Raw genomic sequence first — 23701 nt, 5'->3', positions numbered from 1 at the left:
TGTAGACTCTCCAGGAATAGAATTTAGTTATGAACAATATCCCCATGACAAAACGATATACTTTTTTACAGTGTCAGTAGATTTGGGATTCATTACATCTGATATGGGCACAGAAACACTTCTTAGTATCACACTAAAGACTACGCTACCTGATCTTGAAAACTGGATTAGAAAAAGCTTTAACAAATAGATACATTTGAAAGTAAAAAGACAGCCGACGAGCTGTCTTTTTTGTTTTTTTGCTTTGCTAATTCGCGTAAAGATTTATTATGAGAACTAGCAAAAATAGGTATTTATACGCATGAAAAAAGAGCCTATTTCAGCTCTTCTTTTTCATCTATCAAACCTAACAGGTCCAATACTTTTGCTCTTTCTGCTTTCCACTCTTCATCCGTTAAATCGCGTTCAACAGGCTCCTCAGACACTTGGTTGTCAACGAACCAATCTGGTAATACGTCTGGTGTCCTATCGTTTTTGTTAGCTGAATGTGTCATGTACATACCACCTTTTTCACATTGTACCATAAAGGAAAAATCAGTTTGAGTTATTAAGCTCTGCTTTGGCTTCTGCTTCTGCTACTTTGGCTTCTGCTTCTGCTACTTTGGCTTCTGCTTCTGCAAGTGCTTTGGCGAGCGCTGTTTCTTTGGCGTCAATAGCTTGCTTAATCTCCGCAAAAGATAATGTTCCTTTGCTATCCGAAAGGCATTTTTCTTTATATCTATCTTTAAGTTCTATTGCTAAATTGGCATAGCTATCTCTCTCGTTTGCAGAATAAAAGAAAAGAAATGCAAATACTCCTGTGAGTAAACCGCTAATAAGTACATGGAAACTATACAAGCTATCACCACTCGCAAGAACAAACGAAATAAGCATTGATATACCTATGCCGCTCATTGTTAAAGATACATCTCTACTTCCATTCCACTCCAGACTTTTCGCTTCTGAAATGTCTATCATGGTTTCTAGCTTAACATCATCTACAGCTAAGCTGTCAAAGAAGGTGTTAAAATTAGCTTCAAAGTCTTCGCTTTTTGAAGCTCTTACTTCGTCTAATTCTTTTAAATAAGTTTTTCTTTTGTTTCTTTTCTCTTGTGTCAAAATCATCCCTCCATATCAAATTAAATAAACCTATCTAATTGATAGGTTTAACGTATTATACACATAAATATATTTAATTGTAATGTAATAGCTATCGTAAAAATAAAAATTTCATGGAAAAATAAAAGCCTACACAATAAAGTGTAGGTCTTTTCATTATTGAACCTTATCATTCGCATATATATAGAATCCTTCTAGTATTGGCGACTGTGAAAAATTACTATTGTTATTGTAGTATATATAATATTGGCTTCCTAAGTAGTCATAAATGTACCTTGAATCTTGTGCATATCCTCCTATGACTTTTCCGTAAACTTCTGCATAGTCATGTTCTTTTATGTCAGTGCCTTTTGGATATACAGCCAACACAGTTTGAACCTTGCCATCGTCATCCTCACCCACGTTTAAAAGCATTAACGTCTTATTATTTATTTCTTGAATATCATATACTTCCCCACTCATATAAACATCTTGCCCCTTGTATTTACCTGGAGATTTTTGCAGTTTCCAGTATTCTACTGTTGTAGTACTGTCTATACGTCTGTTTAGTGCGATCTGTGGATCCTCAACTTTTTCGTCGGGTTTAGAGCTTACAACCGTCTCAGTAGAATTCGAATTGCTAGAAGGCTCTGGATTATTAATTTCTTCTATTCTGTCCTGACCGTCGTCGTATTTGTAGCTATCCGCATACATTCGATTGTAAGTAGCCTTAGCATCTGAAAGCTTGCCCTGCTCTTTAAGGTAGTCACCTTTTTTTAATAATACATAGTTAATTTCATTCTTAGCGTCATCGTAAAACTTATTTTCTTCTTTTGTATATTTAGTTTTAGGTTTGACGGTTTTTAAAGATTTGATAGCTTTTTCAAAATAGTAATCGTTAGATAATTTCGTAGCTTCTTTGATTTTTTGTTTATCTAATTTCGCAATAGTTTTTTCATATCTTTTGCGAGCAAGCGTAGACTCTTTATTTATTTTAAGAGCTTTGTTTAAATATTTTTTTGAGCTTTGATAATCATCGTCATCATAGCTATCGTCTGCTCGCTCAACATAAATTTCGAATTCCTTTTTCTCTTTATCTGTAAGCGACTTTTCAATTTTTTTCTCCGCATCTGTTTTAGTGAGACTCCCATAAATTGCTGGGCCAAAAACGAACGCTATAAAAAGTATAGCCACTCCAATAATTATTGCTCCTAGTCTGCCACTACGAATTTTTCTTTTCTTATTATTACGACCATTGTTACTGCCATTATAGTTACTTTGGTATTGCGTGTTTGAACGATATTGCTCTGGAAGCGGCGGTGCTTTAATTATCGGTCTACTAGGTTGCACTTTTTTATTTTGTGAAAAATAATCTAAATTTATTCCTTTCAATCTTTGTCCACACTTTGAACAAACCTTATTATTATTTTCATTAAAATGATTACAGTGAATACATCTAGGCATCTTAATCTCCTTATTTAATAAAATAGTTGTATTTTTTTCTATTTTATTGTAATTTACTGGGGATGTTTTGTATACAGGTATTTACATTTGCTCAAAGTTTTAGACTCATAAAAGGCCTACACAATAAAGTGTAGACCTTTGAATACAATATGCTACATGATAAATGCGTAAGCACCTTTGCTTGCTACTGTAATCTCTGCTTCTGTCACAGAAATTGCTGGAACACGCGGATAGAACTCTGTCAGAATACCAGTACGCGTAGCAGCTACCTCTGTTTCTAGTGTAGCTTCGTCAGATGACATGACTTCGATGTACGTTTCAACATCACTTGCTCGCAGTACTCGCGGTAAAATCTCTGTTTCAATATCAGAAAAGCCATCGTACGGAACCGTTACTTCAACGTAGTTTTCTTTACGAATAGCTGTTACTTCTGTCTCTACGTCAGATTGTCGCAATGCTTTGCTGATAAATTCAACGTATGTAGTTGGTCGTGTTACAAATACTTCTGCGCCAACAAAACTTTTTGATACAACGACTTCTGCATCAACGTTTGAATGGCGAGCTAGTCGAGGTTCTACTTCAACATCTGTCGATGGTCGAACTACACTGATCTCTGCATCTAAACTAGATTTAGCCATTGGATCAACATTTAATACAACCATGCGGTCGCTCATTAAAGTTGGGCTAAGGACTTCAATAGAAGCAAGCATTTGTTTACGGCTCGCTGTCACTTCGACAAGCGTTGCACCGCCAGCACCAGCCGGTCTTGGCAGCGGTTTTCCTTCTGCGTCCACCCCACCATGGAATACTAAATCTTCTACCGGTACATTCTTAACAGTTTGACGAGCTGTTAATACAACATCTGTGGCTAGTCTGCTTACTGCAAATTCAATAGGCATAGTATTTGTTGTACGTTGACGTACTTCGATCTCTGCATCTGTGCCCGCACGATGGAATACATAAATTTCTGCATCTGTTTGTTTACGGCTAACAGTGAATTCTGCAGAACGCTCACGTATTGTTTTTAATCGAGGTGTTACTTCAACGTCCCCTACCACCGTAGCACTACGACGTACAACCATTTTCGTTTCGACGAATGGTTTTGAAATTGTCACTTCTGTTAAGATGTCGCTTTCAAGCGGTACGTCAACTTGGTGGACATATAATTCTGTTGGCAATAGCTTGCTAGAGAATACGGCAGAAGGTTCGACAACTGTATAGATACGGCTTGTTGATTTTTGAAGGACATTCAATTCAACATCTACATTCTTCCGTCCAACATTTTTGATATTCGGGTCCACGTAGGTAACTGACAGTACCGGACGGAATGCTTTCTCTTTGTTTTCACGAGAACGCATGAACACCGCGCCTTCTGAACTATTTGCGCCATAGTAAATACGGAAACCTTCATTCTCAACGGCACCGACCACCCACTTTTTCAAGTAGTTTGTGATGTAATAGCGAATCTTGTTGTTAGCTTCATCAATAACGAAATTGTCATATACAAGTGGCTCATTCGATGGACGGTTCTCCCATGTTAATGAAAGCTCGCCCCATGCTTCACGCACTGCATTTAACGCAAGCTCTGTACCTTCTGGAATAATTCCGCTGTACGACAGCTCGATAAATGCTTCGGTGTAAGCCATCGCTGGATCTAATGAAGAAATGTCGAACCCGACAAAGGTTTCACTTTCGAGGTCTCCTACTTTTTTCAATTGGATTGTTGACGCTTCACCGTAATTCAGTCGTGTGTAGCCTTCTTCTTTACGAGCAAATGCATCGCGTACAGCTTCTAAGCGTACATTCACACTTGGCGGCATCATTAAATTGTAGGCACCATAAGCCCAGTTATGCGCTGGAATTGTTACGGCTGTTTCTTTATCGCTACGTGTATTCGGCGTTGAAACAACTAACTCCATTTCTGTTTCACTTTGGCTATGTCGTTGCACAAGTAGTTCCGTAGTTAATGCGGCGGATCCATAACCTTGAATGGTGATTTCTGCTGCGGCATCTTCTTGGCTAGAACGCTGTACGATGAACTCTATTGGTGCATCTTTCATCACGTAAGCATGGACTTCCATTTCTGTCTCGATGTCTGCTGTGGTGCTTACACGAATACGCGGCGTCACTTCGACATTAATGTCGTTATGCATATCATTGAGTTGCGGTTCAAGTACTTCAAGTTCTACTTCTGTTTCGTCAATTGCATGACGTTGCACAACCACTTCACTTGGAACATCGTTTGCTTCATCTTGAGTACGTGGCGCAATTGTAATTTCTGTCAGCACATCATTCTGGCCATTCGATAAAACGATTGGCTTCTCGGTTACATCAAGTTCTATATCAACTGCAATCGAATTGCTTTTTCGAACTTCTACCAACGCATCTGTACTTTCTTCGATAGAAGTTGGCACCGCTGCGATTGTCACTTCTGTATGTATTTCGTTAATAGAAGAACGACGCACAACTGCTTCAACAGCTGTTACATTAGTATCCGAAAAACGTGGCGTCACCTCTGCAGCTGTTTTATCTTCACCGTTAAGTTGCGGTGTTATTTCTGTTACGACTTCTGCTTCGCTTTCCTGGCGAGCTTCAACTTCGCTAAGTAAATCTTTATTTTCCTCCATGCATTATGCACCTCACATTGTATTGTAAGTGAATCTAATTGCCATTCAATATGTATAGTACCGATAAGTAGACCGGTTATATTTTTACTTTTTTAGCTCCTTGTTTTTTGCACACATCCAGTGAACTTATTTTCTTCGTAGAATCTGTTTTCGAGGATATGGTATATGCCCTCGAACCATCTGTCTCTACAACGCTTTGGTTAAAATCTTTTAACGTACCTGCTTTAGAAAAGTAATAAACCTTTCCATTTGCTTTTAGTGTAAGACAACGTGACGTATCTTCACCGCCATAGATTTCAATCTCGTTTAGCGCTGCGCCCCACCTCGTAGATGAATCACTCCAGATTAAAATAACGATTTTAGAAACCCGTCTTGCTGAAATCGTGAATGGCACGAAGTAACCTAAGCTATTTTCTGTGGAAGTTATGTTATGAGCTGCGTAAGAGCTCTTTCCATCCTTCGTGTAAACATAGATGGCGTAGCTAGATGCCTTACGATCATTCGCACAAAAACTAGCAATCTTTAATCCATCCAATTTAAAGTCGCCACTGTATGCGGAGAAATCTATTTCTATTTGATTCTCGCCCGTTCTACTGCTCGTAAGCCAGTAGCCAGCAGAGGAATTCGATGAAGGCGAACCGTTGAACAGTCCTGTGACAGAGTAACTTCCTCCGCTATAAATGCGGTCTACTGTCGCAACAATTCCGTTGTACATCCTATGCGTCTTTCTCCCCTCCGCATAGCCACTCGTGTTTAATTTCCTACTGTCCTTCATCACGCTCAGCTCCCTTGTTGATGCGAATATTCGTGATGCCTTGTTTTAAAGCAGTCAAATTACTCGACATAGTTTTACTATTGACAGAATAAGCATTGTTAAATTTGTTCGCATACACTTTATTAATCTTTTCTGGTTCGACGATATTCCAAGCATCTTTATTAATAGAAGGCGCTAGTATCGTACCTCCTTTAAAAAGTACAAGAATCTTTTCTTTTTGCAGTTCCCTTACTGTGATGATTAAGCGAGCTGCTTCTTTGGTTGTTGCGGTGCCATTCTTAATAAGTTTGTAGGTCGAGCTAACAGCATTCTTACCACCTGCCCCACCGCCACCGCCACCGCCAGAACCCATGTGGTTTGAACTATAATAACCGCCACCACCACCACCGCCACCACCAGAACCATCGTACTGATTAGAGTAAAAGCCAGATCCCCCTCTAGTACCGTCATAAGCGGTTCCACTGCTATTCAGATAGATAGCGGCGCCGCCTCCAGTTCCGCCGTTATTGCTTATCGGCGCTGAAACTCCTGATGCACCACTAGAGTAGGAACCTTTCGAATATCCGCTTTCTCCAGAAGCTCCAGCGCAACGGCTCTCTCCGCCGTTGCCACCAATGCCACCAGTACCTCCGTATCTTACATCAGCTGCGGCCCCCCATCCATGCCCACCTCCGCCGCCACGACCGCCAGCTCCTCCAGCGATAATTTTGTCATTTACATTATCAGAAAAGTAAAGGTAACTAGCCTTTCCGCCAGCTTTCCCTGCAGCGCCATTACGATAAGAAGCGTACGCGGATCCACTTCCATCACCAGCGTAGCCGCCTGATCCACCTCCGCCCATTCCATATAGCGTTATGTAAGCAATCATCCCTGCCTTTAACTCTCGTTCGAAAATAACATTCCCGGCGTAACCACTAGCGCTGAGAGTTTCATCTACAGAACCCGTTAAATCGAATCTGTAGATACCGTCGCTTGGTACAATCCACGACATCACATTGTTGTAGCTATACTGTACTTTAAGTATGTCATTGACCATCACTTCTGATTCGTAATCTCTTGATATATTAGGATTGCCAACTGTATTCAATGTATAGTTCACCATCTATAATCCCTCCAAATAAAAAATGCGGAGACAATATCGTCTCCGCTTAATATAGTACCTATTCATTTGCATTTTATTCGAAGTTCTTTTACTGGTAAGCGCTAACAGCAATTCGAGCTTTGTTTTCTGCGATTGCTTCTAACTTTGTAGCCATTTCATCCAACGCTTTCGCTTTGCCCATTGCAATGACTTTAAAATTACCTTCTTTATTTTCTGCATCAATTAAAGCTTTCTCAGCTTCTAAACGAGCCATACGTGCTTCCTCAGCAGCTTCTACAGCTTCTTGTTCTTCTGGTGAATCATATTCTAGCCAATTGTAGAAAACTGGTGATTTTCTATCGCCTTTTATAAGTTTTTGCAGTTGCTTAAATAATTGTTTAATGCGAAGTAACGCACGACTAGCTTGCTCTTTAGTCATAGTAAAAGATTCATCTGCATACCCTCTATATTCGGCAATGTTGCGGATGACCTCTTGAAGCTCCGGTAAATCTTCTGGCGTAATTTCATTAAGATATTTTATTGCGTCTGCTTCCATCGTATCAACATATATCTTGATTTCATCACGCTGTTTTCTCGAAGCGGAATTTTTCACGTTGCCTACTGACCACTTAAAGATAAAACCAGTGATTGCTCTTTTCGTAACTACATCTTCATAACTAACATCGAGTTCTGTATACTTGTTGATTTCCTCTACTGCTACATCTAGCACACCACGCTTAAATGAGAATGTTTTGTTTTGATATGTTTTGCGATCTTCTACACCAAACAATCGAAGAGTAGCTTCTTTAGATAATTGCTTATACCAGTTGCCATAATTAGCTTTTAAATAGTCGTACAGTTTCCATGAAAAGCTACTATTGAACTGTGCTGTGATAGCTAAATCGTTCATTACATATTTTTCTTTTAGGCCTGTTATATGAGGAAGCATATCTTCTGTCCATTTGAAAGAAAACTTCCCATTGTCGTAACTGATTTTTTGAAATACATTTAGGTATTCGAAACTGTCCTTCTCTAAATCTTCCGTTGAAAAATCTAACTTCAATAATTTTCTAGCATCTTTTTTCGCCTGTGCGGACTGGTACCTACTTAATTCAAACTTATTTTCAAAATCTACTCGTGCAAACTCAGTGACTTTTGAATCTTGCTGCGTACGGAATATTGTATAGATAAGTAATTGCATCTGATTTAAAGTAAGGCTTTCGCTCATCTTCGCCATAGAAAATTCATTACTTTTTTTAACTGCATTATCATTGCTAATCATAAGCTCGTTCTTTTTATTACTTCTCAAAAATAATCACTCTCCCCTTTAATATGATGTCTTTTCTAATGTTGATTATATGTTTAGAGCGCAAAATGTATTCAAATTTTACGCTTACGTCATTTTCTTAATAGGATGGAATTTCCATAAAACACAATATGTAGCCTTTTTCATACTGAAATCCCCGCTTATCTTGTTCTAGAGCGCAAAATATATTCAATTTCATTACAGTATTTGTTTTACTTAATAGTAAAATCACTTGTAGCTGAATATATAATGTGCTCTAACAGAAGTTGAGCGCATTACGGTGAAGCAAAAGCGCTCTCTGTGAATACATTTTGCGCTTTAAGTTCTTCATTCACGTAGATAGATGCTTAAAATGCCTATATATCAATCTTTTAGACGCATCTATACCGCTATGATTCAAGGATAATAGTATGCCAAAACGACGCGAAAATGCTAATTAAATATATTTTACACTATAAATCGAATGAGCGCATTATCTAAAACACAATGCGCTCATATTGAATATATTTTACGCCCTCTCTGAATATATTTTGCGCTCTAACAAGACTTGAGCGCTTTATGTGTAATGCAATGCGCTCTCTGTGAATACATTTTGCGCTTCTAATTGTTATTAGATAATGTTGCTTATAGGTAATAGGTTGATTCTCCTCTCTTATATATACTGAAATGCCTACGTATATAGGGGGAAGGTTGGGATATTCATATAATAACTGAGGTTTTTTGTGAATATATTTTGCGCTCTCTGTGAATATATTTTGCGCCCAAACTGAATATATTTTGCGCTCAAACCGAATATATTTTGCGCTTAAGTTGAATATATAAAGCGCTCAAACTGAATATATTTTGCGCTCTCAACCTTCGCGAACGTAGTCATACCAGTGGTTTAGAAGTTTGTTAAAGGTTATTAAATCTATTAAGTCTATTAATCTTTATATAAATAATATATATATAATCTATAACCTGTAATTTTTATATCAATCTTTAAAAAGTTATCCACAGTTTTTTTTGAAATAGCTGTGGATAACTTTGCAAAATAAAAAAGCGAGGTTTCCCCCGCCTTAACTATCTAATCGACAAACTTTTTTTATCAATAGATGCTATGAATAGATTTTCTTTCAGTTTTTTAAACTTACTTGCAGACGTTTGAAGTAATTCAGAAAACACAATTTCTTGTGTACCTACTTTTGCTTCGAGCATTTCTTGCTTAGGAATAGCATATAGCGATCCCCACTTAGAAGTATAGTAAGTATCTTCATTGCGAGTACTTTCTAAATAAACGCTCTTTGGCTCACTAGTATCTTCGTATGCCTTGTAGCCCATAGGTGGCTCATATACGAAATCTGCTTCTTTAAAAGCAAATACAACCTTCCCAGTGCTTGTGGATAAAATCGAAACATAAGGGACTCGAGCGATTCCATCTGCAATGTTGCCTGTGGATAACTGCCCTTTATCTACACCATTATAGGTGAAACCGATTTTTCCATTTTCATAATCCATGTAAACACCGATTACTGTATCTGTAGAAAATGAGCTTGTATAACCATTAGAAACATTACCAGTTGTTGAATACGCAACTCCACTGTTTGTAAGGTATGTACGATTAAGCGAGCTAGATGACGTTGTATCTAAGTAAGTAGACTCTTGTGCTAATCCAACGTGGATCGTGCCGTTATTTGTGATAACTTTTACTTCGAAGTATCGGCGTCCATTTGTAAAACGCTTATTAGCAAAAGCAGATGTAGTGCCACCAGAGCCAGTCACCGTAAGTTCATCACTAGATACTACAGCTGTTGAAAATGGTGATTTCATTGTAACCATTATGCATCCTCCTCTACTCGTTCAGCACGAGCTTTTATTGTGAAAATATCTTGTGTAGGTTTTGTTACAAACAGTGTTGTTTTTAAACGAACGAGGAATTCGAGTTGTTCTCCGTCTTTCAATACGCCGTCAAAATCCAAATAAGGCTCTGAGACGAACTCCATTCCGTTCCTACTGATTTGTACTTCAAAGTCGTCATGAAGGTTCTGAACGGCGATATGGACGTTTTTAACATCATATCCATATGTGTTTTTCAATCGAACACGCTGCTCCGGTGTCGTTTGGCCTGTAATCACTTCACCGAAATCTAAGTAATGTAGTAATTGTTTCGTATCTGTTGTTAGGTAACGATCCTCGTCGTCCATAAACAGTAAGCCATTATACTCGCCCCAGAACCGCATAGAAGCACTTGATTCAGTCCCAAAAGAATCCTGGAATACGACGTCTACAATGTTCCACGCATTAACGTTGATGCGTGTACTATCAAATACGAGGTCGATACCTACATTAGGATCTGCTAGTCCTGTGAACACACCATCTGCTGGGTAGTAATTTTGACCGTTTAATTTTACTTTGTATTGTACCTTCGTTTTATCTTCATCGGAGATTGTTGCTGTTAAGTGGCGTCCTTCCATTTTTGTTGTGATTTCAGACTGTGTATTCAATACATAAACTGTCGCATTCGTAACGGCTGGTGAATTTAAAGGAATGGAATTCACAAATTCAACTTTCGTCAGTCTTGTTTTCGTCAGTCCATATTCATCATCATCCACAAATACGCCGAGTACAATATTGTCGTATGGCCATAAATTCAAATCAACGTTTTTTAAATCCTCGTTCTTCAATGCATGCTTATCTACATTATCTGCAGTCCAGTCATATTCAATGAAAAGTCCATCTTCAAATGTGTATCGAGTTGAATCTTCTGTTGACGAAAATACATAGCGAGAACGTTTGATGTAGCCTGTTGATACATCTGTTACTCGGAAGTAACTTGCTCTGTTTAAGATTTTCGCGGCTTTAGAAATCTCTACATAGGCTTTCTTCGGAACACCGGTTACTGAAATCGGATCTAAGTTTGTGCCATCTGCAGACCAGTAGCCCACATAAACATCGCCTTCGAATTCATCAAGCACACTAGCTTGCTTCGTGACAGTGGCTTCTTCTGCTCCGTCCAATTCGATATGGAATTCTTCGTCTAGCATATCCCCAATGATGACTGGAGTGTCCATCTTCTGAATGACATATCGGTTAGCTCGATTATCTTTGCTGCTCCACAGAAGTTTTTCTCCAGGTGCTTTCAGCATAATAGCGTCAGTAAGCTTCCCTAACTCTTCGATTAAGATGCCATCATTAGCAACTTGTGTTTCCTTAATAGTGCTCCATGTGTTGTCTTTGTATGTATAAAACACCCCTGCTTCATCCATTACAGCGAAGCGGTCGGGCTCATACGGTGTATTATCTGTAATAACGAAATCAGAAATACTCATGTTTGTAGGTAAGCTCACACCATCTTCCATTGCAAGATAGAATGGAGAGGTTACTTCAATACCTTCTCCTACTTCCGCTACAGCACTTTTTACAAGTGTGCCGTTGATGAACAGTTTTAAGAAGTGTCCATCAAATTCAATTGTGTAAAGACGAGTCGACTTATCTAATGTTACAGGTGTTTCGACAACAGCGATTGGGTAGCCGTTATGGAGGGCTACTTTTAACATGCCATCTTCTGTATAAATAGCGAGACCATTCGTTGAGCCATCTACTTTAGCAGTTCCCATGACATAGCCGTTATTGCCAATAAAGCCTTTAAAAGATAAATTGAATGGCTCTTTGATTCTTTTTAGAATTGGTCCATCGAACATGCCGTACTCACCAGAAGGGATTGTGACAAGTTTAGCCGACGTGTTTCGTGAAACGTTTGTAAACGAAACCTTACTACTAGAATAGTAGTCGATCATGCTGCCATATAGCGAAATGAATTCTGGTTCAGACAGATAGTGCTTTTCTTTGTAATCTTCTAATAACATATTCAATCACTCCTTACAGTGAAATATTTGTAAGCACTTTAAAATCTTCGCGATTAATTTTTTTTAAAAAGATTTTTCCTTCGGGAATTGACTTTGTATCTACAATGTCAGGGATGAACGTAATATTACTCTTGCTCGTCAGCCCACTATTGATTGTTACGTACTGATCATCTTTTACATCCTTTACACTTGTAAAGTTCGCTAATGTGCCAGGCGTTTCAGAATTAGCTGCAGCTAATTCAATCTTGATTCGTATGTATAATTCGTTCGGCTCGATGATGACATTATCAGCGCCAACCTGTTTCCATCGTGACCACGTTAAACCATTTCTTGAGGTTGCTGTGTACACATTGACAGTGCCATATTTATTCGCCAATGTCGTAATTACTTTTTCATAGCCTTTGAATGAGCCTGCTACTTTTACCGACTGTGAAATGAAATAGCCCTCTTGGTGATAAACGTTCACGCCATTTAGTTCGGTCGCTTCCTTGTCCAATGCCAACTTCAATTGATTGTTGCTGTATTCTGTTTTGACGAAAACGCCATTTAGATTAACGAACAGCCCTACAACTTTGCTTTCTATTTTTGCCATCGTCTCACTCCTTGTTATGATTTCGTGTATATAGTACCGAAAAAGAAAACCCTTATAGATCCAATTCGATGATTCCAGCGCAGTCCGGCTCAATTGGCGCTGGTTCCTCATAGATAACATTGCACCCTTTTCGGACAATTAACTTACCGTTCATTTTTTCGTCAGATACAATACGGATCAGTAGTGAGCGTTCATCGTATTCGATGCCTTGTTTTATGATGAACTTTAAATACATGTCATCGACTTTTGAGTTGTAGCCGAATGTAACAGCACTTACGCTGCCAATAGCAGTACCTTCGTGTCTGTCTGAAACATTTACATACGCATCTTTGTATGTGATGATGCGTCGGCTATCATCTGCAGCAGTCAACAATATACGGCGGCCATCTTCAAATTCATACAGCACCTCTAAGCGTTTACCATCTAAGATGAAGGTACCTGTATTGTTCTCGTAGAACATTTTCGTTTGTGAATTAAATAGGCCGAAGCGGGCAACCTCGTCTTGTTTGATTGAATAAAAATCATTTTTGTTGTCGCAGTCCTCGTACTCATTCATTGCTGAACCGTCTTTGTATTCAACTCTCCAGTTCAGAGGGATTGATAAAGCTTGCGCTGTTTCATTAGTAGTAAAAGACATATGTTATGCTCCTATCTGTATTTTTAATAGTCCGTTCTTTTTAGCTATTTTGCCTTTAACGGTCTGAATGGATGTTAGTTGCATACTATCGTATGCATATGTATTGTAAGCAGTTTCGAATAGACCTTCTTTGTAGGGATCTACTTTCATATCTTCTATAGGTAATCTATCTACGAAAATGCATTTTCCTTCATTAGCTGTAATTAAATACTTCGTTTGTGCGCGATTGGTCAGTACTAGTTTTTTTAATGACCGAGTACTGTACGCAGATATACTAGCCGTAGAACTACTGAAGCTACCGCTTATAGAAGCAAAAGCCGTTAAGGACAGTACGTTCTTGATTTCTCGAAACGTTGTTCCCCAGCTTACACGTTCGCTTTTTAACACACCAGTATCATCCAAGTATTCAATGGACGTATATCCACTAGCGTATTTACTGCCATTAAGTGAGGTTTTGTAAACGGAAATATCTACAGGTCCACCTATGGAGTAAGCAGCGGTGTCCTTGTCGAAATTCTCTCGCCTTGTGCTTGCAGAAGCTTGTGCGCTTCCTAAGTATCTATATATGGGCATTCTAACACCTCTTTTCATGTATGCTTGCATACATATAACATAGTATATTCGCATATGATTATACATGTATGCTTGCATACTTTAAACAAAAAAGACATGCGCTGTGCGCATGCCCTCTTTAATAGTAGCGTACCTACTACACGTATTGATAGAACACGCGTTGGATAAGTAAGTTTTTACCTGCCGATGCGTCGACTGGAACGTCAACATATACTGAAACTTTTGCGAAGTTACCAGCTGCATCTGCAACGTTTGAACCGTCTGCAGCAGCAGCGTTCGCAGCGCCAAGGATTTCACCTTCACCTGGTTTGTGTTCTTTTGCTAATGCAACAAACACTACAGTACCGTCAGCTACTTCTTGATCTTCAACTGTAACGAACGTAGGAGCGTCAGTACCAGTAGTACCAGCTGTTTTAACTTCGTAAACGAAGCCGTTCTCTGTTTTTGGTGCAATAATTGCGCCAACAGATAGTTCTGTTGAAGCAGCCCAAGCTACAGCTTTTGCAGCTTTAGGGTTTTTTGTGACACCTTTTGTGCCCAGCACAGCGACACCGCTTACGTTAGCAGTACCAGCGCCACCTTTGCCGACCGGTTTAAAGTCTACTTCATCTAATGTGTCCACACGTACGTTAAACCAGTTATTCTTAACTGCTTCAACTACTGAACCTACAGTATCACCTAAGCCACCTTTACGGTCACGAGTTGTATACTGAACGTTTTGCATTTTTGCAACGTCTGTTGCACCAGCGCGGTTGTTCCAGATGAACATTGTTTTTGTAGCTGATTGAGTATCAGCATCCACTGTTCCGTAGTTTACTGTACCTGTGATTTCGTTAGCCGCTTTATTTTCTTCTAAGTACCACGATACGATTGGTTCTGCCATAATAAAATCCCTGCTTTCTTATGTATTATTTTGTTTTAATTGCTAGACTGATAGATAAGTTTTTACCAACAGTCGTTTTGCTCAAATACCGTACACGTAAGTATGTGCCGATTTCGATAGTGCCGTCCTGTGCAAAGACAATAGCGTCGCCAGTGACATGGGCGTTAGCTTTAATAGCGATTGGACTTTCCGTAATGCTTGTCCATGATTCTAAATCACTCGAACGTTCAATAACGAGTTGAACGTCAGCATTTGGCTTCTCAGATAAGAAGCCTTCGATGGACTGGTAAGTGCCTTCGAAAGGAAATTTCACCATCGCATCTTGCACACCAACCTCTACGTTACCTGGGCAAATAAATAGTACCCGTCGATCATGGCTATTTGATGCTTCTGCAGCAATTTTCTTTTCTACTTCTTTTAAGTCACGTTCATCAACGATGCGTAAACGAGGAGTAGCCATGCCTTCTACTGGAGTACCGTTTGTTCCAGTACCTACATAAAGTTTATCCGTATCAGTCGTTAAACCAATTTCGGCATCGCCTAAAGCATAGTTATTTAATTTCGTTTCTTCACCACGAACATTATAGATTGCCATACAATCACCTCCGACAATATTAGTACCTAGATAGGCTAGACCTATAACATGATTAATTGGCTTTTACAGAAATCGTGCCGTTCGTTTTATTTGTCTTTTCATGCGTTTCTAAATTTATGGCCAGCGGAACAGAAGAAAATCCAGCGACAGACTTGTAGTTTTCCTCTGTAATCTTTACGTAACCAGAAGTAGTCAGCTTTACATAGCTATTTTCTAGTTTCAAAAACAAAGGTTGACGAGGTGAAATGTAGGAGCATACATCGCGGTCTTCATCATATTCTGTCCCAGACACGCCTTCTCTCGTAGGCGATAGTTCGTTTTGAAACACTGTAGCTTCTGTGACAAGATAAGAGTCATCGTTCGATGCTTCATACTGCATACCAGCCTTGCCTTTTGTTGCTAAATGCACTTCGTTACTTGCTAACGCTAAACTTTCAACTCGTACTGATAAATCAATGAGGGTATGAAAGTCGATTCCACAGATCATTTAATCACCTCGTTTTATTCATAGATATGGCACAGTCTCACGCAAGAATGTAAATAACTTCCGGTATAAGTATTGCCAGAAGAAAACTTAAACATACTTACGTTCGAAGTTACGCTACCACCCCAATAGCAGTTTTTATTCTCCGTTAAATTTGGTTGTATACATCCCGGGCCGATTCTTCCCATTGTGATGACGTCATCTGCAGCAACACTACTCGTATATAAATCTGATCTAGTTATAGTTGAGTTACTCGTCGTCGTAGGAACGAAAACGCCTGTTCTACCAACCTGCGTCAATCTATAAGATTTATTTTGGTCATAGTAACAGTAATAATTACTCACTCCCTGCGCAGGAATGGCCAGTTTGTTATTAGCCATAGGAGATGAATAGCCAAGTTCTAAGTTTGGCGTATCTTTGTTTCCTGTTATGTAAACGTAGTATGTTCCGCTTACATGCATTCCACCAATCGTTGTACCCGATCGACCGATTACAGATTCGATGCCTCTATAGTCGATATAGGAAGAATCCGTTGCCTTTGAATAATTATCATGGCCATTGCTACCTAGCCCACTTGAAGTGCGCAACCCCCCTGTCGAAACACCGCCAAATTTTTTAAATGCATTCACATCACCGAATTCAACAGACATTAAGCATTGAAGCATTCCTACGTGAAAGACATCCATCATGCGGTAGCCGTAGCCATTCGCGCTACACATAGTATTGATTGATTTCCACCCATCATCTTTAATTGTGTACAACGTATTATGATAAGCGACAGCTTTACTTGGCAAGCTACGATACTTTCCACCGATTAGGCTAGAAGCGAATGCGCCGACATATTGATAGGCCTGCTCTTTATCGTTACGAACAAAAGCGGGGTGAATAGAGAAACCGTCCACTGGTGTTTCCGAGATTTCAATACGCGTCACATTTTCAGACACGCCATATTCTCCTTCTGCAGCTCGATAATAGAATTTCGGAATTTGAACCATGCAGTTCCAACCGTTGTTTAAGTAATTGGACCAATTCACAGGCGTACCATCTGCCCATTTATTTGTATCATCTTTATCGTGAACACCTTGTACTTGCCCATTCATGTCGAGTGCAACCCTCTTCATCTTGCCTTGTGGCATTTCTTCATCGAAGAATTCCTTTGTTTTTGTTGTGTAATTTACTCGTGGTAATTGTGGCATAAGCGCCCTCCTATTTTTTAATTTTAATTCTGCGTAGGCGGTTCTTAACGTCCTTCATTGTTGCAGAGTGTAAAACAATTCGCTCTAAAATTTCGTCGTCATGCGAGGTTTCTTTGAAGTTACCCGTTGTCAGCGGAATCATTTCTCCGCTATTTAAAAAATAATTTCTATCATCTGAATGGATGATTAAGGCTCTTTTAAACAAGCGTCCAATATCAAAACTGTAACTTTGTCTGTAGCCGTTTTTCACCACACTAGATAAGGTTTGGTACGTTGTTCCGTTCTGCGATATTTCTAGCAAGAAATCTTTACCATACGTGGTGTTACTCCATACTACAAAGGTCATTCGCCAAATGTCTTTCGGAATTTTCATCGTAATGTAGCCCTTACTAGATCCACTATAATATGGAGCAAGGCCACCGTTATGAACATATCCGAACATGGCATCATAAGATGTGTCACTATCCCTGGCATTCAAATTCGTACTAACTACGCATGAACGGTCCATTCGTATTTCAGCGCCTTGTTTTGTATAAAAGTGCATCTCCAGAAAAAAGCCAACTCCGCCATTTTTTAAAGCGGTGGCTCTTAAATAAACCATGAGCATACCTCCTCTCATATATACAGTACGCATTTTTGAAGGAATATTAATTCAAAATAAAAAGCCCCGAAGGGCCTACTTGTTTTAGATGCCTGCAACTTCTGTTGCTTGGAATCCACGACTAGAGTCGAGTAAAGCAAATTGTACAGCTGTACCTTCTTTAAGCTCTAATCCATTTGTTACGTTTTTCTTCGCTACAAAAATTTTTGTTTCTTCTTCTAAACCATCTGCATTTGCGATGTTCGTTTTGATAAAACCGAAACCTTGCTTTGGATTAAACCAATCGACGACACCTTGTTTTAATTCTGCCATGTAAACATGACCTCCTTTTAACATTATTGTGTTCACTATATATAGTACCTATAGCTTTTGCGCATCTACTCGTTGTAAAAAAATTCTTTAGATATTGATACGTATAACACCTTTTTTTAATTCGATGCCGGCCGCATTGTGTGAAGTAGTTCCATTAGCTGCTATAACGCTCGTGCCTTTTTTATAAGTTCCGTTCTCTATGACAACACGCTCTAATCCGACTGCTGTCATTCGGAAATAGATAGTCTTGTAACTTCATTAAAATCCTTATAAGAACCTTCCTCTACTTTGTAATAGAACTTAGGAATCTGTACCATGCAGTTCCATCCGTTTGCTTCATAGGCAGCCCAATCCACATGTGTACCATCAACCCACTTATTGTAATCTACCGCATCGTGTATGCCCTTTACAGCACCATCCGCATCTAGTGCAACCATTCGTAATTTTCCATGCACACTTTCTTTATCAAAATAATCCTTATTGATTTTTCGATAGTTTACTCTCGATAGCTCTGCCATCACGTATCACCTCTTATATAATTATGTTTCGTGTATTCATTTTGCGTTGTGTCTTCTCATGTGATACCACTGTTTTCTTTATAGAAGCAAACTTCGAATCTGTCTGCTTTAAGCTGCCCAACTCGCCATAGCAAACAAACTTAGCTGGAATACCTTCAAACCATCGCATCTCATACGATTCAATTCGATTGGCGTTGTTCCAAGCTGTTGTTGCTCGTAGACGATAGTGTGTGTATTTGGATGTGTTCTCAAACACGACGTCGAATGAACTCTTATAATTCACAGTGTTATACCCACTGTACAGTGTTATCCATCCGCCACCAGAAGCATAAGCTTCGATGACGAAGTTTTTGGGGTAGCCATACCCTGTTGTGTGGTAGCGTAGTTTATTTATCCGCTTTGCAGAAGGAAAAACAATACCAAGCTGTGCGTAACCGCCAGCCATTGAACCGATGTCTGGAGAAACAGCTCGTGTCGTCATAAGCGTGTCGAATAGCGCACCGTATATATTATTATTCATGTATGTATTACGACCTATGATTACACCATGCCCGAACGAATCGTATGCACCGTTGGGCCTTTGAACAGAAACAGGTGTGATGTCTACATAATCCATCTTCATCGCATGCACCTCCAGAATATTAGTACGCAAAAAAAGACCGCTTATGCGGTCTCTTGTCGGACTAGATTTTTTGAGAGTCATTCGTCGCTACTGCTGTATGACTGATTTTTTTGTTAAGCTCTGAAACAAATTCTTTATATGACATTCCGATTCCCGATTTGTTTCGGTCGATAAATACGGCTGTTCTTTCTTCACCGTCATGACCTATAAAATCTATTGAAATGATCTGTTCGTCTGCTTCTACTTTCTTCGTTCCAACTCCAGAAAGTCCGCCGATAATTGCAGCTACAGGACCTAAGAGTAAACCACCCGCAACTGCTCGCCCGATTACAGATTTTTGTTTTTCTCGCAGCTCATTGTTCTTCATGTGCTCTGCTCTTTTTATCTGTCTTAAAGGAAAACTATTCTTCTCACCAATTTCTAAGCGCCTATCTGATACACGTAACTTTGTAAATTCACCAGGCGCTAAATTTGGTATGCCACCAACATGTAAAACATCTAACAGTTGCGCAGAATAGCCTTTATTCTCCATGCTTTTTTTCTCGCCAGAATCCCATATCGCCATGATGACATAGCAAGCAATTATCACGATAATACACCATACAAGAAACATACCCATCCTCCTTTTGTTTGTAAAAATAGCGACCTATTTCGCGTTGTCCACTCTAGTAAATTAGGGAACACTTCATTTTTACTTTTATGAATAGAATTCCTTTTATGTTAAATATGTAAACTCTATAGTATTTACTATTGTTATGTGATTCTTACTATGAAAAAAGGAGCCACTTGTGCGACCCCTTTAGTAAAAATATTAGATGCTGACGGGCTGATTCATGAACGCAGTCACGACATCAATGCCTTTCGAGCCGTCTAGCATATCTGCATTATTAACAATGAACGAATTCTCGCTCTTCTTGCCCTTCATGATATATGTTTGACCTTTCTCTAAAAACTTATGCTTTTTATAGCTTGAAGAGAACATCAATGCTTTGATTTTTTCACCTTCGCAAGATAGTGTCATATGCGCCATCGCACGACCGTTACGATCGTTGCGCACGTTTAACGCTTCAACTACGAATGTGTTATTAACAGTTGCATTATCTTTTAGACGAGAGAAATATGATTTAGCTGATAAGCACATACCCAGTGTTTCACGTTCGTAGCCCATTGCAATTAAACGATCGTATGAATCAACTTCCTCTAAGTCATCTTTGTCTTTGCGAATAATATGGAAACGGTTCACTGTGTCAATTCGGTTCTTACCTAACTTGTCAAAGCCACCCGATTTAATCAACGCCATGCCTACACGTTTGTTGAATGATTTCTTAGGAACACGTTCCACTGCATCTTCAATAGAAGTGTATGGTCTGTTTTCAATTATTGGCGCAGCACTTGCTTTGCTGACACCTTTAATAGAGCATAGGCCGTAAATAATTTCTTTCTTCGTAGCAATCGCTTTGAAATCGAAATCTGATTCATTAATGCTAGGCACAACAACTTTTAATCCGAGGTCTTGCGCTTCTTCTACATATCGAGATTTCTTCGCTTCATCATCTTCCATTGTTAATAGCGCAGCCATGAACTCTGTTGGATAATATGCTTTCAAATACATTGTTAAAATCGTGATGTATGAATAACAAGCTGCGTGGCTTAAATTGAACAGATATGTTGCGTACCCCTCAATGTCCTTCCAGAATTGTTTTAGCTCCGCTTCGGAATACCCATTTGCAATACCTCCAGTAATCGCAGTGCCATGCTTTCCAGTTGGATCGTACATTGGTTGGTCCAGATTGTTTTCGTCATAACCTGCTGGCGCTGGCTCATTACGCTTACCGTAGATAAACCATTGGCGACACATATTCATTTTTTCAATTTTCTTCTTTGCCATGGCTTTACGTAAGTAACTATCTGCTTGGTTATCGTTGAAGTCAGCGACACGTTGGGAAATACGCATTACCTGTTCTTGGTATGCAATGACGCCTTGCGAATCCTCTACGATGTCCCATGTATTAGGCAACGGCTCTTTCGCTTTTTGGATGCCATTCTTAACATTCGCATACATCGTATGCATTCCTGCTTTAAGAGGACCTGGGCGAGCCACAGATGTAATGACTACAAGGTCATTGAATTCAGACGGTTTAATATCGTCAATCAAACCTTTGAACAGATTAGAACCCATTTGGAAGGTGCCGCTTGTCTTTTTATCTCGGAGCAGCTTGAATGCTTTTTCATCCTTCATATCAATGCATTCATATAAATCTTCGAATGTAAGGTTTTCATCAATCGCTTTCAATGCCTTCTTAATAACTGTTACTGTTTTTAATCCTAGAATATCGAACTTAATAGCGTTCAGTGCTTCAAGCTGTACGCCTGTATACAGTGTAACAGTCGTACCATCTTTTGCTTTACGCGTTGGGAATAAATCAGTGACGGGTTCGGGCGTTACTAATACGCCAGAAGCATGTACCCCTACCCCACGAGCAACGCCTTCGAAACGGCGAGCAAGTCGGAAGATTTCTGGATTCGCTTTTTCAAGTGCATCGAAACGTTGCCATTCGTTAGGATCGCTTTCTTTCAATTCGTCGAGGTTTTCAAATGCTAAATCTGGAATATCGAGAATGTCACCAATCTCTTTCGTGATGCCATTTACAACATCGAATGGAATATCAAGCACACGCGCAACATCTTTAATACCAGACTTTACGCCAAGTGTTGAGTAAGTGCCGATATGCGCTACGTGGTCAATACCGTACTTTTCTTCTAAATGTTCGATAACTCTTGGTCGTCCTTCGTAATCAAAATCGGTATCTACATCGGGCGGCGATGTACGATCCGCAGTAAGGAATCGGAAGAACAGCAATCCATTTTTAATCGGATCAATTACGCGTGTTACACCTAGTAGGAACAATGTTAAGCTACCCGCTGCAGAACCACGCCCTGGTCCAGTTGGTACGCCATTTTCGTTTGCCCATGTGATGTACTCTTCTACAGCTAACATATAGGGCGCATAGCCTTTTGGATTGATGATACTTAGTTCGTCACTTAAACGTTTCTCGTAGATACGCAGATTGATTTCAGGATTTTTCGCTTTGTACTTGTATAGGTTTTGGAAGCAACGTGATGTTAGAACAGTTGCGCTATCTAAACCATGCGGAATGTCTAGCTTAGGAAACAGCGGTTTGTCTGAATTCAGCTTCACATCTTCTACAGAAGCGGCAATAGCGTTCGTGTTGTTCAAGCCTTCAACGATTGCTTGAATGTATGTATCTCGGTCGTATAAATCTTTTTCAGCAAAATCAGTCGCTTCAATCATAGAAATCTGTTCAGAGAAATAGTAAAGCATTTCATCGAATGAACGGACCCAGAAGGAATTGTCGTAATGCATACGAGCATCTTCCGCTTTCTTCTTACCAGTACCGATACAAAGTAATGTATCGTGGTCATCGTGATCTGATTGCTCTGTGTAATGAACATCGTTCGTTACGATGAATTGCTTATTGTTTGCACGAGCCCAGTTGATTAATTTAATATTTGCTACCCACTGTTTTTTAAAGTTGTTAGGTTGTAATTCTATGTATAGGTTTTCACCATAAATGCTATCCCACTCTTCTAAGATAGCGATTGCTTCATTGTCTTTACCGCTTGCGAATAATTCGCAGACAATATTATGTACGCATGCTGTTGTGCAAATGACGCCTTCTGAATACTTGCGCATCATCTCTGTGTCGCATAGGAAACGACCATTATATGTACAGTGGTCAGCCGCTTCGGATTGAAGCTTCACTAGGTTGTGCCACCCTGTTTGATTCTTCGCAAGGAAGATAATATGATATTGGCTTGTGTCGTATTCATAATTTCTAATGAATGGTTCGAGCTGTCTCTTCGTAGGCTTTTTGTTATTGATTTTTTCTGGAACATCGACGCCATCTGCACGAGCTTGCTTGATTGCATACTCGGTACGTTCATCGGCAGTTAGGCTCAAAATGTTTGTATCTTGCGTCCAGTAACCTTCGAAGCCAAGAATCGGCTTAATGCCTTCTTGTCGCAAGCTTCTTTAAAGTCGAGTACCCCACATAAATGATTGTGGTCGGTGATGGCCATTGCTGGCATACCAAGCTCTTTTGCTTTCCTTGCTGAATCCTCTGGGCGGTTAAATCCATCCAAGAAGCTATATGTAGTATGTAAGTGTAAGTGAATGAAGTTTCTTACGCCAATGGCAGTGGCGGCATTCTCAATCGCTTTTAAAATAACTTCACTTTCTGTTTGCGGCAGTTCAATTGTTGATAAATCCATAAGATATTTCCTCTATTCGTTTTTATTATTTTGCTCTAGTTTTAAATAAGCATTTGTTAGTCGGGTATTCATTTCTTCCATGGGGATGATTTCGTTAAACCATCCATCAACGGAAATATGTGTTTCGTATATAGTGCGTCCACGAATAGTAGTACGCTTCTGGTTATATGAAAAGGACAGCTTACTAATAGGTGTTCGTGTTACGTATGAAAAGTATTTC

General features: G+C 39.5%; 23 protein-coding genes and 1 pseudogene. 1 reads left to right on the top strand and 23 read right to left on the bottom strand.

Translation table 11 applies throughout. The features are described 5' to 3' along the window. The coding region (locus KTHG_RS21675; RefSeq protein WP_222424356.1) for a hypothetical protein at nucleotides 1–190 on the top strand (190 nt) is incomplete at its 5' end. Nucleotides 191–314: 124 nt separating this feature from the next. On the opposite strand, the gene KTHG_RS16685 is transcribed toward KTHG_RS21675, so the two are convergent. From KTHG_RS16685 to dnaE, 23 genes and pseudogenes are all read right to left on the bottom strand, one after another. Further along, nucleotides 315–494 carry a hypothetical protein gene (locus tag KTHG_RS16685; RefSeq protein WP_139995401.1) on the bottom strand — a complete coding sequence of 60 codons (180 nt, stop codon included), beginning with the start codon at nucleotides 492–494 and terminating at the stop codon, nucleotides 315–317. A gap of 40 nt (nucleotides 495–534) precedes the next feature. Further along, a complete protein-coding gene (locus tag KTHG_RS16680) occupies nucleotides 535–1098 on the bottom strand; it encodes a hypothetical protein (protein ID WP_139995399.1) in 564 nt (187 codons plus the stop codon). A gap of 156 nt (nucleotides 1099–1254) precedes the next feature. Then, nucleotides 1255–2541 carry a zinc ribbon domain-containing protein gene (locus KTHG_RS16675; protein ID WP_139995397.1) on the bottom strand — a complete coding sequence of 429 codons (1287 nt, stop codon included), beginning with the start codon at nucleotides 2539–2541 and terminating at the stop codon, nucleotides 1255–1257. A 152-nt stretch (nucleotides 2542–2693) separates the two neighbouring features. Continuing rightward, nucleotides 2694–5168 carry a DNRLRE domain-containing protein gene (locus KTHG_RS16670; protein WP_139995395.1) on the bottom strand — a complete coding sequence of 825 codons (2475 nt, stop codon included), beginning with the start codon at nucleotides 5166–5168 and terminating at the stop codon, nucleotides 2694–2696. A gap of 76 nt (nucleotides 5169–5244) precedes the next feature. Then, entirely contained in the window at nucleotides 5245–5943 is a 699-nt protein-coding gene (locus KTHG_RS16665; RefSeq protein ID WP_139995393.1) for a hypothetical protein, read from the bottom strand. Beyond that, nucleotides 5930–7045 carry a hypothetical protein gene (locus KTHG_RS16660; RefSeq protein WP_139995391.1) on the bottom strand — a complete coding sequence of 372 codons (1116 nt, stop codon included), beginning with the start codon at nucleotides 7043–7045 and terminating at the stop codon, nucleotides 5930–5932. Before KTHG_RS16660 ends, KTHG_RS16665 begins: the two co-directional genes overlap by 14 nt. Nucleotides 7046–7133: 88 nt before the next feature. Continuing rightward, nucleotides 7134–8333 carry a replication initiation protein gene (locus KTHG_RS16655; RefSeq protein ID WP_139995389.1) on the bottom strand — a complete coding sequence of 400 codons (1200 nt, stop codon included), beginning with the start codon at nucleotides 8331–8333 and terminating at the stop codon, nucleotides 7134–7136. 1059 nt (nucleotides 8334–9392) lie between these two features. Continuing rightward, complete coding sequence (locus KTHG_RS16650; RefSeq protein ID WP_139995387.1) at nucleotides 9393–10148, bottom strand: SPRY domain-containing protein; 756 nt, start codon at nucleotides 10146–10148, stop codon at nucleotides 9393–9395. Further along, nucleotides 10148–12175 (bottom strand): hypothetical protein, encoded by a 2028-nt coding sequence (locus tag KTHG_RS16645; RefSeq protein ID WP_139995385.1) that lies wholly within the window; start codon nucleotides 12173–12175, stop codon nucleotides 10148–10150. Before KTHG_RS16645 ends, KTHG_RS16650 begins: the two co-directional genes overlap by 1 nt. 13 nt (nucleotides 12176–12188) lie before the next feature. Next, the gene (locus tag KTHG_RS16640; protein WP_139995383.1) at nucleotides 12189–12767 is read right to left on the bottom strand and encodes a hypothetical protein; all 579 of its coding nucleotides are present in this window, start codon (nucleotides 12765–12767) and stop codon (nucleotides 12189–12191) included. Between the two features lie 52 nt (nucleotides 12768–12819). Further along, the gene (locus KTHG_RS16635) at nucleotides 12820–13404 is read right to left on the bottom strand and encodes a hypothetical protein (protein ID WP_139995381.1); all 585 of its coding nucleotides are present in this window, start codon (nucleotides 13402–13404) and stop codon (nucleotides 12820–12822) included. Nucleotides 13405–13407: 3 nt separating this feature from the next. Beyond that, complete coding sequence (locus KTHG_RS16630; RefSeq protein WP_139995379.1) at nucleotides 13408–13977, bottom strand: hypothetical protein; 570 nt, start codon at nucleotides 13975–13977, stop codon at nucleotides 13408–13410. A gap of 136 nt (nucleotides 13978–14113) precedes the next feature. Next, the gene (locus KTHG_RS16625) at nucleotides 14114–14860 is read right to left on the bottom strand and encodes a hypothetical protein (RefSeq protein ID WP_139995377.1); all 747 of its coding nucleotides are present in this window, start codon (nucleotides 14858–14860) and stop codon (nucleotides 14114–14116) included. Nucleotides 14861–14885: 25 nt separating this feature from the next. After that, complete coding sequence (locus KTHG_RS16620; RefSeq protein WP_139995375.1) at nucleotides 14886–15455, bottom strand: hyaluronate lyase N-terminal domain-containing protein; 570 nt, start codon at nucleotides 15453–15455, stop codon at nucleotides 14886–14888. 52 nt (nucleotides 15456–15507) lie between these two features. After that, nucleotides 15508–15942 (bottom strand): hypothetical protein, encoded by a 435-nt coding sequence (locus tag KTHG_RS16615; protein ID WP_139995373.1) that lies wholly within the window; start codon nucleotides 15940–15942, stop codon nucleotides 15508–15510. A 14-nt stretch (nucleotides 15943–15956) separates the two neighbouring features. Next, nucleotides 15957–17135: a hypothetical protein gene (locus KTHG_RS16610; RefSeq protein WP_139995371.1), complete on the bottom strand. Its 1179-nt coding sequence runs from the start codon at nucleotides 17133–17135 to the stop codon at nucleotides 15957–15959. A gap of 10 nt (nucleotides 17136–17145) precedes the next feature. Beyond that, nucleotides 17146–17736, bottom strand: coding sequence for a hypothetical protein (locus tag KTHG_RS16605; RefSeq protein ID WP_139995369.1), 591 nt, complete (start codon nucleotides 17734–17736; stop codon nucleotides 17146–17148). 84 nt (nucleotides 17737–17820) lie between these two features. Beyond that, nucleotides 17821–18048: a cold shock domain-containing protein gene (locus KTHG_RS16600; protein WP_186439676.1), complete on the bottom strand. Its 228-nt coding sequence runs from the start codon at nucleotides 18046–18048 to the stop codon at nucleotides 17821–17823. Nucleotides 18049–18275: 227 nt separating this feature from the next. Then, on the bottom strand, nucleotides 18276–18566 hold the full coding sequence (locus KTHG_RS16595) for a hypothetical protein (protein WP_139995365.1): 291 nt from the start codon (nucleotides 18564–18566) through the stop codon (nucleotides 18276–18278). Nucleotides 18567–18579: 13 nt separating this feature from the next. Beyond that, nucleotides 18580–19188: a hypothetical protein gene (locus KTHG_RS16590; protein WP_139995363.1), complete on the bottom strand. Its 609-nt coding sequence runs from the start codon at nucleotides 19186–19188 to the stop codon at nucleotides 18580–18582. A 61-nt stretch (nucleotides 19189–19249) separates the two neighbouring features. Then, a complete protein-coding gene (locus KTHG_RS16585) occupies nucleotides 19250–19801 on the bottom strand; it encodes a hypothetical protein (protein WP_139995360.1) in 552 nt (183 codons plus the stop codon). 198 nt (nucleotides 19802–19999) lie between these two features. After that, entirely contained in the window at nucleotides 20000–20749 is a 750-nt protein-coding gene (locus KTHG_RS22065) for a helix-hairpin-helix domain-containing protein (RefSeq protein WP_305000252.1), read from the bottom strand. 279 nt (nucleotides 20750–21028) lie between these two features. Beyond that, a pseudogene (dnaE, locus tag KTHG_RS16580) lies at nucleotides 21029–23481 on the bottom strand (DNA polymerase III subunit alpha); the annotation flags it as partial. Nucleotides 23482–23701 lie beyond the last annotated feature (220 nt).

It is taken from the genome of Kurthia sp. Dielmo, assembly GCF_000307285.2.
In the GTDB taxonomy this organism is placed as follows: domain Bacteria; phylum Bacillota; class Bacilli; order Bacillales_A; family Planococcaceae; genus Kurthia; species Kurthia populi.
This window is presented reverse-complemented; position numbering and strand designations above follow the sequence as displayed.